This is a genomic window from Acidipila sp. EB88, from assembly GCF_003858395.1.
Taxonomy (GTDB): Bacteria; Acidobacteriota; Terriglobia; order Terriglobales; family Acidobacteriaceae; genus EB88.
In genome coordinates, this window is record NZ_QWEV01000005.1 from 4,125,696 (window position 1) to 4,137,754 (window position 12,059).

Below are 12,059 nucleotides of genomic sequence, written 5' to 3' on the forward strand. Positions count from 1 at the left end.
AGCATTGCCCGGCAGAGGAACCGCAAGCCCGGACGGGTCATCCTACCGAGATGCAGGTTCAACAAAAGCTCGAAATTCTTGCGGATGCCGCCAAGTATGACGCTTCCTGCGCCAGTTCCGGTGCGAAGCGGAGCGGCAACGGCACCGGGGTCGGCCACTCGGATGGCATGGGGATCTGCCATAGCTACACGCCGGACGGGCGCTGTGTTTCCCTGCTCAAGATCCTGCTCACCAACTACTGCACCTATGATTGCGTGTTCTGCGTGAATCGCGTTTCGAGCGATGTGAAACGGGCACGGTTCACGCCGCAGGAAGTTGTGGACCTCACCCTCAGCTTCTACAAGCGCAACTACATCGAGGGTTTGTTCCTGAGCTCCGGCATTATCCAGACGCCGGACTACACCATGGAGCAGTTGATCACCGTTGCGCGCACCTTGCGCGAAGTGCACTCGTTTGGCGGGTACATCCATCTCAAGGCAATCCCCGGGGCAAGCGACCTGCTGATCGAGCAGGCGGGTCGGGTGGCCGACCGGCTTAGTGCCAACATGGAGCTACCCACACAGCAGGATCTGGTGCAGCTGGCTCCTGACAAGAAGATTGACGTGATCGAAGAGACGATGTCGCAGATCTTCGAGCACAAGGCGGAAGCGGACGAAGATCGCAAAACCGCTTCTTCGCGCGCAACGGTGAAGCGCTTCGCGCCTGCCGGGCAAAGCACGCAGCTGGTGGTCGGGGCCACGCCTTCGACCGACCAGGAGATCCTGGCAACCGCCTCTCACCTGTACGGCAACTACGACCTGCGACGCATTTACTACTCCGGCTTCAGCCCTTTTCCGCAAGGGGACGCGCGCCTGCCGCTGCGTCCTGCTCCGCTGGTACGCGAGCACCGCCTCTACCAGGCAGACTGGCTGATGCGGTACTACGGGTTCAAAGGCGAGGAGCTGACCACGCCGGAGCAGCCCAACCTGGACCTGACGCAGGACCCCAAGCTCACGTGGGCTCTGGCGCACCGCGAGTTCTTCCCGGTGGACGTCAACAAGGCCACGCGTGAGGTGATGCTGCGAGTACCGGGTATTGGCTATCGCAACGTGGAGCGCATTCTGCGCATTCGCGCCTATCATCCGCTCTCGCTCGAGGATCTGCGCAAGCTCAACGTACGGCTGAAAACGGTGACGCCTTTTGTGACGACCACGGACCACACGGCCGCAACGACGCTCGATGCCATGCACCTGCCGGAGGCCGTGGTGATCCCGGCCCAGATGCAGCTGTTCGACGCCGCCGTGGGTGCAAGCACGGGGCAGATATGAGCCTCGGGCTGGCGTACCGCGTGCGGATCGAGCCCTCGTTCAGCGCGTGGCGGGAAGAAGCGCGGCTCTTGCTGCGGCAAGGCATCGCGCCCGACCAAGTGGAGCTCGTCAGCACCGAGCAGGACCACGCGATGACGTTCGGCTTCGCGCCTGCACCTGCCCCGGACCCTGCTCTCGCAATCCAGAAGCCGTCCGTGCCGAAAGCTTTTTTTGAGCTGGCTGAGATCGTGTGCTGCCACAAGGATCCAGACCGCTGGCAGCTCCTGTATCGCGTGCTTTGGCGGGTACAGCATGAGCGCTCCCTGCTGCTTAATGAGCTGGACGAGGATGTCGCCCGAATGCGCCGGATGGATCAACAGGTGCGTCGCGACCTGCACAAGATGCATGCGTTTCTGCGATTTCGTATGGTGAGCACGCCCGAAGATCCGGAGGAGCATTACATCAGCTGGTACCGGCCCGATCACAGGATCCTGGAGCTGGCAGTTCCCTTCTTCGCGGAACGGTTCGCAGTGATGCAGTGGACGATCCTGACCGACTACGCCTCGGCAAGCTGGGACCCGCAGTCGCGTGCCGTGACCTGGGGACCCGGCGTGCCGCGGTCCGAGGCGCCACCGGAGGACGAACTCGAGGGCATGTGGCGGTCTTACTATTCCTCAATCTTTAACCCTGCACGGTTGAACACGCGCGCGATGAAGGCCGAAATGCCTGTGCGCTACTGGGCAAACCTTCCGGAGCTCAACATCCTGCCCCAGCTGCTGGCCGGGGCAGAAAGCCGCGTCGGAGTCATGATGCAACAGCAAAGCTCACTATCGGCAAATACCTACGTTCCGAACGATCACACGCTGCCAGTGCTGCGGGACGCCATTCCCCGCTGCGAGGGTTGCGAGCTGTACAAGCCAGCCACGCAGGCGGTGTTTGGAGTGGGGCTGGCGCATGCTCCGATCATGCTGGTGGGTGAGCAGCCGGGCGATATGGAGGACGTGGAAGGCAAGCCCTTCGTCGGCCCAGCCGGCAAGGTGCTGGACCAGATCATCGCGGAGCTTGGCTTCGATCGCGACACGATGTATGTCACGAACGCGGTGAAGCACTTCAAGTTTGTGCAGCGCGGCAAGCGGCGCATCCACGAGTCGCCGAACCTCAAGGAGATCGGTGCGTGCAGGCCGTGGCTGCTGGCGGAGCTGGATGCTGTGCAGCCACAGGTGGTCGTTTGCCTGGGCGCATCGGCGGCCAAGTCGTTGCTGGGAGCCAAGTTTGCCCTGATGAAGGATCGCGGCAAGATCGTGGAATCGCCCTATGCTCCTCGCGTAGTGGCGACCATTCATCCATCTGCGGTGCTGCGCGCTGAGGGAGAAACCAAGCAGGTGCTGTACAACTACATCCGCCAGGACCTGGCGCTTGCGGCGCAAACGGCGGGACTCGCTGGCTAAACGCTCCCGCCATACAGCGAGCAGCAAAAAGCGGAGCGCCAGGCGCTCCGCTTTCTTGCCGAAGACAGTGGCTAAAAGGTGACCTTGGGCGCGGTACGCGAACCCTGATCCGCCTGGAAGTAGTCGTTGTCGGTGTGGAAACCCGCAAACCCGGCCCAGAGACTCGCCGGAAACTGCTGGATGTAGGTGTTGTAGTCGCGCAGCGTGTCGTTGTAGCGACGCCTTTCGACCGCGATCCGATTCTCCGTGCCTTCCAGCTGATCCTGGAGAGCCAGGAAGTTCTGGTTGGACTTGAGGTCCGGGTAGCTCTCGCTCAATGCCAGCAAGCGGCCGATTGCACCATCGAGCTGGTTGTTGGCAGCAATCTTGCTCTGCGGGTCCCGGGCATTCAACAGGCCGGCCCGTGCATTGGCGATATCACCAAACACCGTTTCCTCGTGCTTGGCGTAGCCTTTTACGGTGCTCACCAGGTTGGGAATCAGGTCGGCGCGGCGCTGCAACTGCGTATCGATGTTGGAGAACTGGGTTTGTACGTCGTTATGCTTCGCGACCATGGTATTTTTCGAGCCGATGTAGCTCATAAACGCGATCACTACGATCGCGACCAGTGCCAGGATTCCCAATGTTCCACGCTTCATAAACTGCTCCCTCGTGCTTGTTGTGCTTAAAAGCTTCCGCCGGCCCCGCCGCCACCGCCGCTGCCGCCACCACCGCCGGAGAAACCGTCTCCGTCATCATTGCGGCCACCACCGCCGCCGCCCCCGAAGCCTCCGCCAAGAAACATGCCCAGGAGAAAAGGCAGCATCCCCGTGCGCGCCGCGAGCACAAACAACAGCACCAGCACGCCGGCAAGGATCGCCAGTTGGCCGGGTCCGAGCTGGCCATGGCCTTGGGGTGCGACTACCTGTTGGCGGTTGACGGTGAGCTGGACCCCGGCATCCTGCGCAATCAGCCTGGCAAGCTCCTGCGTACCCAGGGTGACACCCTCATCGTTCTCGCTCAGGCGCAGGTACTGCTGCATCTGGCGGCCGATGATCCCGGCCTTCTCGTCCGTGATCACACCTTCAAGACCGTACCCAGTGGAGATGAACCACTTGCGATCACCGATCGAGACCAGCAGGATCGCGCCGCGATCGGTACCCTTCGCCCCGACCTTCCAGGCCTCTTCAAGCTGCACCGCGTAATCGCTGATGAGCTGGTCACCCGTGCTTTGTACGGTCACGACAAAAAGCTGCGCGTGAGCCTGGCGCTCCAGGGCGCCGCACAACAAGCCAAGATGACGTGTTACCTCGGGCGAGAGTACGTGCGCGTCGTCGTTGATGTAGTCGGTTGGCCGCGGGAGGTCTTTGACCGCCTGCGCCTGCAAGGAAGGCGCGGCAAAGGCCAGCAATAGCAGGAGCAGGCCGAAGGTGGACTTAAAGGAAGTTCTGAGAAGATCGAGCAAACGGAGCATGCGATCTTCATTGTACGGAAGCCTGCCGCCTGCGAAATAAAAACCAGCGCCTCCCGTCCGGAAGGGCGCTGGTTTGACCTGTCAGGATCCTCAGGAGGTGTCTACATACCGCCTGCTGGCACGTTGTGCGTCTGGGCCAGTTGTTGCGCTTTCTGCAGGTGCATGTCCACAGTGGGCTTGTTCTGGGCAGCGGCATTCTTTTCATCGGCGAGTTGTCCATTGCTCGCTTCCATGCCGAATGCCTTGGACACCTTGCTGTGGTCCATCACCATGACCTTGATGTATTCCTTGTCGAAGGCGTCGCCGCTCAGACCGTCCAGCTTGGCATACTCCTTCTTTTGCTTCCCCCCAAGGTCAGTCGCCGGCGAAACACCTGCCTCTGAGGCGATCGGCTTCATGGCGTTGTCGAGCTTGGTATGGTCGTCGATCATCATCTGCGCGTACTGCTTCACGTCGTCGCTGCTGCTCTTCTGCAAAGCCAGCTGACTGGCCTTGATCTCGAACATGTCGCCTTCGCTGGCTTCTTTCAGGAACATCTTGTCCTGGCTGGATGCCATGGTGGACGAGCCCATGTTCATGTTGTTCGGCATCGAGTTCATCGTGTTCGCACCGTTCGCCTGGCCGGGAGCATTGGGCTGCGAGGCTGCTCCGGCTGGCTGGGAAGTACCGCCGGTCTGCGCTGCGGCAATGCCTGCGCTCAGAGCCAGTGCCAGTGCAACAGCAGACGGCGTGATACAGCGTCGTGTCTGGTTCTTCATTTCGATTCTCCGTGAACCTTGTTCGGCCGCCCTGGTACGCGCAGCCATACCAAGTAAGGCGCGGATTCACCCGATTGCGTTGCCCGGCGGGCCGGTTCCTGTTTTGGGTGCGCTCCGTACCCGGGCCTCTGCGGCTGGCCTGCCGAGGGACGACAGCGCGCGGGCCGCAGTATTCTGGAGCCATGAGCCAGCCTTCCACCAAGCCACCAATCGCCCGCCAAGACCCCCAACACACCACGCTCCATGGACACACGCTGGTCGACAACTATGGGTGGCTGCGCAACAAGGAAAGCGAAGAAGTGCAGAACTACCTGCACGCGGAGAACAGCTACGCCGAGTCAGTGATGGCGCCCACGGCTGAACTGCAGGCACTGCTATACCGCGAGATGCTCACCCACATCAAGGAGACGGACGTCAGCGTGCCCACGCGGGAGGGCGCTTACTTTTACTACGCGCGCACCACGCAGGGCTCACAGTACCCCGTCTACTGCCGCAAGCCTGGAACGCGGGCGACCTTCGAGCAGGCAGCCGAGCAGGTGGTGCTGGACGTGGAGGCCCTCGCCAAAGACCAGAGCTTTATGTCGATCGGCGGCATGGTGATCTCCGATGATGGCAACCTCGTTGCCTACTCCGCCGACACCACGGGCTTCCGGCAGTACACGCTGCATGTCAAGGACCTGCGCACCGGGGAGCTGTTGACGGAGCAGGTAGAGCGCGTCGGGTCTCTCGTATGGGCTGCCGATAACCGGACACTGTTCTACACCGTGGAAGACGAGGAGCAGAAGCGGCAGCACCAGTTGTTTCGGCACGTGCTCGGCACCCCGCACGCGGATGACGTGCTGGTGCTTGAAGAGCCCGATGAGCGATTCAACCTGGGCGCGGGACGCACGCGCGATGGCGTCCTGATCATCGTGGAGTCAGGAAGCCATACCACGAGCGAAGGACGCTTTCTGCGTGCCGACGATCCAACTTCCGGGCTGCAACTGATCGTACCGCGACGCGACAACATCGAGTACTACGCTGATCACCGGAATGGCTTGCTCTACATTCGCGCCAATGACCAGGGTCGCAACTTTCGACTGGTGACGGCGAGCCTTGATGCGCCTGCGGAGTGGACCGAGCAAATCGCGCATCGGGAAGACGTCATGCTTGAAGATGTCAGCCTCTTCGAGCACTTTGCCGTTGCGTCCGAGCGCCACAACGGCCTGGAACATCTCAAAGTCTTACATTTCAGCGGGACCGGCACGGCTACTGCGAAGCAGGCCGAGATCCGGTTTCCCGAGCCGGCCTACAGTGTGCACCTCAGCGGCAATCGCGAGTTTGCCACCGACTTCCTGCGCTACAGCTACCAGTCACTCGTCACGCCCGCGTCTGTGTTTGATTACAACGTGCGCACCGGCGAGAGTGTGCTGCTCAAAGAGCAGGAGGTTCCCGGCGGCTTTGACCGGTCGTTGTACGCTTCAGAGCGCATCCTGGCGAAAGCAGCCGACGGAACGAGCATTCCAGTTTCCATCGTGTACCGCAAGGACATGCGCGTGCCCCACCATGGGCCATTGCACGTTTACGGCTACGGGTCGTACGGCTATGCGCTGCCGCTTGGCTTTAACCCGAACCGGCTAAGCCTGCTGGATCGCGGGTTTGTGCTGGCGTACGCACACATTCGCGGCGGTGGAGACCTGGGCAAACCCTGGCACGACGCAGGCCGCCTGGCGCACAAGCGCAACACCTTCACTGACTTTGTCACGGTGACAGAACACCTGCTGGCCGAGGGATACGGCGAGCGGGGTCGCGTTGCTATTCAGGGTGGATCCGCGGGTGGGCTGCTGATGGGTGCCGTCACAAACATGCGGCCCGATTTGTTTCGCGCGGTTGTTTCGCAGGTTCCTTTCGTCGACGTCATGAACACCATGCTCGACGCTTCCCTGCCGCTCACCGTGCCGGAGTACGAAGAGTGGGGTAACCCGAACGAGCAAGAAGCATTCGAGACGATGCTGAGCTACTCTCCGTATGACAATCTGCGCGAGGCCGCGTACCCCGCGATGCTGGTGAAAACCTCGCTCCATGACTCCCAGGTAATGTACTGGGAGCCGGCCAAGTACGTAGCGAAGATGCGCACCCTGCACACCGGCGAGCACCCGGTGTTGCTGCATACCAACATGACGGCAGGACATGGCGGCGCAAGCGGCCGGTACGACTATCTGAAGGAGATTGCCTTTGATTATGCGTTCCTGCTGCGTGAACTGGGGGTGGCCCCGAGCGTGCTGGAGTAAGCCCGCGGCCATTCTGCTGGTCCTGCTCGTTGGTGTAAGCGGGGCCTTGGATGCGCAACAACCCGCGCCGCTGCCTCCATCGGAGGCGTTCACCGCGGCAATGGCGCCCTACAACGCGGCGCGTGCGCAGCCCAATGACCTGACCGACGCCGACACGCTCGCGCTCGGTGTGGGCGTTGCGCACGCGGCTCACGATTGTGTCGCAACCACGGTCGATCCGCAGGCATTTGCCGGGAACCCCGTAGAACTCCTGGCACTCGGCAGGCTCTGCATCCTGGGACAGCAGTTTGAGCCGGCACGGGCAACACTGGTCCGCTACCTGGCTCTGCCGGAGCCGCCCGAGCGCGAAGTGGCATTGCTGCTGCTGGTGCGCAGCCTGCTCGGCATGAAAGATCCGGGTGCGGCGAACGCGCAGGCGCAGTCGCTGCTGCGGGACTACCCCTACGACGCACAGATTCACTATGCGATCGATTCGGTGATCGACGCGAGTGAAGAGGTGAACGACGAACTCAACCGCACAGCCCTGCAGCTGTGCGCGCAGCAGGGCAAGAACACCCTGCCCTTGCTGCTGCAGGGGAAAGCACTCTCCGCAGCAACAGGCAGTGCCTCTGCCAGCATGCTGTATGCGGACGCCCTGCGTTGTGCGGCACTGGACCAGGCATCGGGCGATCTTGCCGCAAACGGCCCGCAACAATTGAGAACACTTCACGCAATACTCGAAGTGCCCGCCTGGCAACACTCGGCGGAGTTGTCGCCGATGGAAGAAGCATTCGCGCGCTTCGTGATGACCGCCGTGCCGCTCCCCACATTGCAGGCGCAAGCTGTCTCGGCCACCGGGTTGGCGCCCCCTCGTCCGTTGCCATTAGGGCAGCGCACGGTGACGCTTGTGCCGTTCACGCTGTGGGCACCCAGCACTATCTCGGTTCTGCAGACCCTGGTCGCCTCTGCCCCGCAGCAAACGGTGTATGCCATCACCAGCTGGAGAGCCAACACCGGAGGCGCGGACACACCGTCGCGAGAGATGCTCAATTCGCTGGAAGCACTGCAGGCCGCGCTGCCTGCCAAAGTCAAGGTACTGGTCGTGCCGGACGTCGAGTTTCAGTCGTTCCATGCCGACGCATACCCGGGCGGCATCGTGGTACGCGAGGGTCGCGTCGTGTTCAACGCGGTGCTGGCCGGCGACGGCGCCATGCGCATGCTGCTGCGAACCCTGCCCGCGGCAACGGCTTCCACCGGCGGCCAGCTATCGAGTACACACAGGGCAAAATAAAATCGGGCGCCTCGTCACCAGGACGAAGCGCCCGACCTTATCTGTAACGGTTCTAGTTTCTGGTGCTGAGCTGCGCGGCCTGCAACACGACCAGCTGCGACAGGTCCTTCTTTTCGAGCCCGTGCACTTCCTTGTTAAACTCATCGACCTTGCTGGACCAGTTCATGGAGCAGAACTTCGGCCCGCACATCGAGCAGAACGCTGCTTCCTTGTAGTAGTCGTCGGGGAGGGTTTCGTCATGCATCGCCCGCGCGGTTTCCGGGTCGAGCGACAGGGCGAACTGCTTGTCCCAGTCGAAGGTGTAGCGCGCGTAGGAGATCGCATCGTCGCGATCCTGCGCGCCGGGGCGATGCCGGGCAATGTCGGCTGCATGGGCGGCGATCTTGTAGGCGATCATGCCGTCCTTGACATCCTTCTCATTGGGCAGCCCGAGATGTTCCTTGGGCGTGACGTAGCAAAGCATGGAAGCACCATGCCAGCCGATCATCGCGGCGCCAATCGCCGAGGTGATGTGGTCATAGCCGGGAGCGATATCGGTGACGAGTGGGCCGAGCACGTAGAACGGCGCACCGTCACACAGCTCCATCTCCTTCTCGACCTGTTCCTTGATCTTGTCCATGGGCACGTGGCCCGGGCCTTCGATCATGACCTGCACATCCGACTCCCAGGCCTTGCGCGTCAGCTCGCCCAGCGTCTTCAACTCGGCAAACTGGGCTTCGTCCGAAGCATCGGCAACCGAGCCGGGTCGCAGCCCGTCGCCGAGCGAGTAGCTGACGTCGTACTTGGCCATGACCTTGGTGATGCGGTCGAAGTGCTCGTACAGGAAGTTCTGCTTGTGATGCGCGGTCATCCACTGCGCCATGATGGCGCCGCCGCGGCTCACGATACCGGTGATGCGCTTGGCAACCATGGGGACGTACTGGATCAGCACGCCGGCATGGATGGTGAAGTAGTCCACCCCCTGCTGTGCCTGCTCCTCGATGACCTCGAGATACATGTCGATGTTGAGATCTTCCACACGCTTGACGCGCGTGAGTGCCTCGTACAGCGGCACCGTGCCGATCGGCACTGGCGAGTGGCGAAGAATGCGGTCGCGGATCTCTGGGATGGCGCCGCCGGTGGACAGATCCATTACCGTATCGGCGCCATGCTGCACAGCCATGTGGAGCTTGCGCAGCTCTTCATCAATGTTGGAGGTCACGGCGGAGTTGCCGATGTTGGCGTTGACCTTGCAGCGTGTCTCGATGCCGATGGCCATCGGCTCCAGCTCGGGGTGATTGATGTTGGCCGGGATGATCATTGTGCCCTTGGCGATCTCGGACCGGATCAGTTCGGCGGAGATGTTCTCACGCCGGGCCACGAACTCCATCTCCTCGGTGATGCGTCCAAGCCGGGCAAAGTGCATCTGGCTCATGTTGGTATCGCCTGTGCGCGCAGCTTCGGCGCGGCGCGCCGGAAGCCACTGGGCGCGTGGCTCAAGTATTTCGGTCGCGTGGGCGGGCGTCTCGATGGTGCCTGGGGTGCCTGGATTGCTCATCAATACCCTCTCAGGAGCACGTCGCCAGAGGGGGTCACTCTGGTCAGGCGGCTGGTTTCCCCCATGATACGCGGATGGCCTCGTGCGCGAAGTGTTTCGATCCGGATGGTTCAGGAAGCGAACTGGATGCAGAGCGCCGCACTTCGCGAGGCAGGCTCCGCGTGTGTGTGGGCCGCGATCGAGATTGTGCCCTGGCTTGACGCAGCCCGGCCACCCCCCTAGGCTTGAACCAGTCATGGCATCCGGGCGACCACAATCCATCCGCATCTCCGTTGCAGTCGCCATTGTTCTCGCGGTGATCGCGTACCTTGCCGTGACAGGCGTGCAGGCCAACAAGAGCTACTACGTCACCATCAACGAGTTGCAGGGGATGGGACAGAAGGCCTACACGCGCCACCTGCGCGTGGCGGGCAATGTGCAGCCGGGCTCCATCGCGCATCGCGGGGCCGGGGCCAACTTTGTGCTGGTCGAGAACGACAAGCACCTGTCGGTCGAGTACGCAGGGACCGAGCCACCACCCGACACCTTCAAGGACAACTCGCAGGCCCTGGCCATCGGCATGTACGGGCGCGACGGCGTGTTTCATGCAACCGAGTTGCAAGCCAAGTGTGCTTCAAAGTACGCGCCCAAGCAGGCCAGTCCTGCCACCCCGGCAACGCGGGCGGCAGCGAACACCGGGACCACCGTTCCGGCGGCTGTTGCCACCCTTCGGTAGCAAGCCTGCTAGGCTGGTCCCAGCGATGCCTTATCTCTACATCGACAAGCTGTTCAACGAACTGCGCGACGAGCTTCTGTCTGCGATGCATGCAGCGGCGGAGCGGGAGATCCGCACCGGCGCACGGGTCGATGTGAACCGGCTCTATCGCGCCTTTACGCGCGCGGCCGTTGGCAAGATGGCGAACCCAGTGCGGGTATCCGATCGATGCCTGGAACTGGCGCCGCCCCGCAGCAAAAAAGGCGCAGGGCGCGACTCGGAGTAGCGCCGCCCCGACTCAGGATTGTCGCCACCATGTGCTGCGAAGCTCGACGCCAGCCTGTACTTCGGTGGGTTCCCCGGGCGTGGGCGACCACAGCTTGAGCGCACCATGGCTCGAGATCCGGTCGATCGGTTGCCGCCAGCCATGCAGCGCCAGGTCGAACAAGCCCCAGTGGATCGGCATCAACAGACCCCCGCCACCCAGACCCTGGAAGCTGCGAACAGCACCCTCTGGGCCCATGTGAATATCGGACCAGAGCGGATGAAACGCCCCAATCTCGAGCATGGTGAGATCGAATGGTCCGAACTGCTGCCCGATCTCCGCAAACCCTGGCCACTCCCCTGAGTCGGCGCCGTAGAAGACGCGGTGGCTCGGCCCTTCAAGCACAAACGAAGCCCATAGTGTGTGAAAACGGTTCCAAAGACTGCGGCCTGAGAAGTGGCGCGAGGGCAGTGCAGTGATCTTCAATCCGCGGATTGATACAGAGCCCGTCCAATCCAACTCTTGCAACCGGGCTGCCGGTACCCCGAGGGATTGCAGGAACGCTCCCACGCCGAGCGGGGTGACCCACCAGGCGTGGGCGGTCGCATCCTGCTTTGCCAGCAATCGCACGGTGCCGGCCCCCAGGTGATCGTAGTGGTCGTGCGAGATCAGCACCACGTCGATTCGCGGCAGTTCGGCTAGGGGAAGGGTTGGAGGAAAAAACCGCCGGGGGCCAGCCCACTGCACCGGTGCGGCGCGCTCGTCCCACACCGGGTCGATCAGCACCCGTACCCCGTCGATCTCCACCAGCGTCGAGGAATGCCCGAACCAGCTAATTCGCAGCCCACTCGATGGCGGCTGCTCAAAGATGCGCGGGTCGGTGCGGAACGGACCCGGCGTCTGCCGGGGCACGCGCTCCTCCTGGTTGCGCAGGTACTGGTAGAAAACCTTCGGCAGCATGGACAGGCCGCCAATCATGGTGGGAACCGGATTTTGGTAGCGCTTACCGATTCGCTGCGCCCTGGCGAGGAATGTCATTGCTGGAGCAGATGCTCGACGCGCGTAAAAGGGCGCTCCG

General features: G+C 62.3%; 11 protein-coding genes. 6 read left to right on the top strand and 5 right to left on the bottom strand.

All coding sequences use genetic code 11. From position 1 onward, the window contains the following. Positions 1-50 precede the first annotated feature (50 nt). Entirely contained in the window at positions 51-1,307 is a 1,257-nt protein-coding gene (locus tag D1Y84_RS17250) for a putative DNA modification/repair radical SAM protein (protein WP_124849784.1), read from the top strand. After that, on the top strand, positions 1,304-2,734 hold the full coding sequence (locus D1Y84_RS17255; protein WP_124849785.1) for a UdgX family uracil-DNA binding protein: 1,431 nt from the start codon (positions 1,304-1,306) through the stop codon (positions 2,732-2,734). Before D1Y84_RS17250 ends, D1Y84_RS17255 begins: the two co-directional genes overlap by 4 nt. A gap of 71 nt (positions 2,735-2,805) precedes the next feature. Here the strand turns inward: D1Y84_RS17255 and D1Y84_RS17260 are convergent, their stop codons facing one another. From D1Y84_RS17260 to D1Y84_RS17270, 3 genes are all read right to left on the bottom strand, one after another. Next, on the bottom strand, positions 2,806-3,372 hold the full coding sequence (locus D1Y84_RS17260) for a LemA family protein (RefSeq protein ID WP_124849786.1): 567 nt from the start codon (positions 3,370-3,372) through the stop codon (positions 2,806-2,808). A 26-nt stretch (positions 3,373-3,398) separates the two neighbouring features. Further along, complete coding sequence (locus tag D1Y84_RS17265) at positions 3,399-4,187, bottom strand: YgcG family protein (RefSeq protein WP_124849787.1); 789 nt, start codon at positions 4,185-4,187, stop codon at positions 3,399-3,401. A gap of 101 nt (positions 4,188-4,288) precedes the next feature. Next, positions 4,289-4,945, bottom strand: a complete 657-nt coding sequence (locus tag D1Y84_RS17270; RefSeq protein WP_158615555.1) for a DUF4142 domain-containing protein — start codon at positions 4,943-4,945, stop codon at positions 4,289-4,291. Between the two features lie 182 nt (positions 4,946-5,127). Here D1Y84_RS17270 and D1Y84_RS17275 point away from each other — a divergent pair, with 182 nt between their 5' ends. Together D1Y84_RS17275 and D1Y84_RS17280 are read left to right on the top strand one after the other, a co-directional pair. After that, the gene (locus tag D1Y84_RS17275; RefSeq protein ID WP_124849789.1) at positions 5,128-7,215 is read left to right on the top strand and encodes a S9 family peptidase; all 2,088 of its coding nucleotides are present in this window, start codon (positions 5,128-5,130) and stop codon (positions 7,213-7,215) included. Between the two features lie 46 nt (positions 7,216-7,261). Beyond that, complete coding sequence (locus D1Y84_RS17280; protein ID WP_124849790.1) at positions 7,262-8,485, top strand: hypothetical protein; 1,224 nt, start codon at positions 7,262-7,264, stop codon at positions 8,483-8,485. Positions 8,486-8,537: 52 nt separating this feature from the next. Here the strand turns inward: D1Y84_RS17280 and thiC are convergent, their stop codons facing one another. Next, positions 8,538-10,022, bottom strand: coding sequence for a phosphomethylpyrimidine synthase ThiC (thiC, locus tag D1Y84_RS17285; RefSeq protein ID WP_124849791.1), 1,485 nt, complete (start codon positions 10,020-10,022; stop codon positions 8,538-8,540). Between the two features lie 235 nt (positions 10,023-10,257). On the opposite strand from thiC, the gene D1Y84_RS17290 reads away from it, so the two are divergent. Both D1Y84_RS17290 and D1Y84_RS17295 read left to right on the top strand, forming a co-directional pair. Then, entirely contained in the window at positions 10,258-10,737 is a 480-nt protein-coding gene (locus D1Y84_RS17290) for a cytochrome c maturation protein CcmE (RefSeq protein ID WP_124849792.1), read from the top strand. 25 nt (positions 10,738-10,762) lie between these two features. After that, entirely contained in the window at positions 10,763-11,002 is a 240-nt protein-coding gene (locus tag D1Y84_RS17295; RefSeq protein ID WP_124849793.1) for a hypothetical protein, read from the top strand. Between the two features lie 12 nt (positions 11,003-11,014). Here the strand turns inward: D1Y84_RS17295 and D1Y84_RS17300 are convergent, their stop codons facing one another. Continuing rightward, on the bottom strand, positions 11,015-11,941 hold the full coding sequence (locus D1Y84_RS17300; RefSeq protein WP_233581517.1) for an MBL fold metallo-hydrolase: 927 nt from the start codon (positions 11,939-11,941) through the stop codon (positions 11,015-11,017). Positions 11,942-12,059 lie beyond the last annotated feature (118 nt).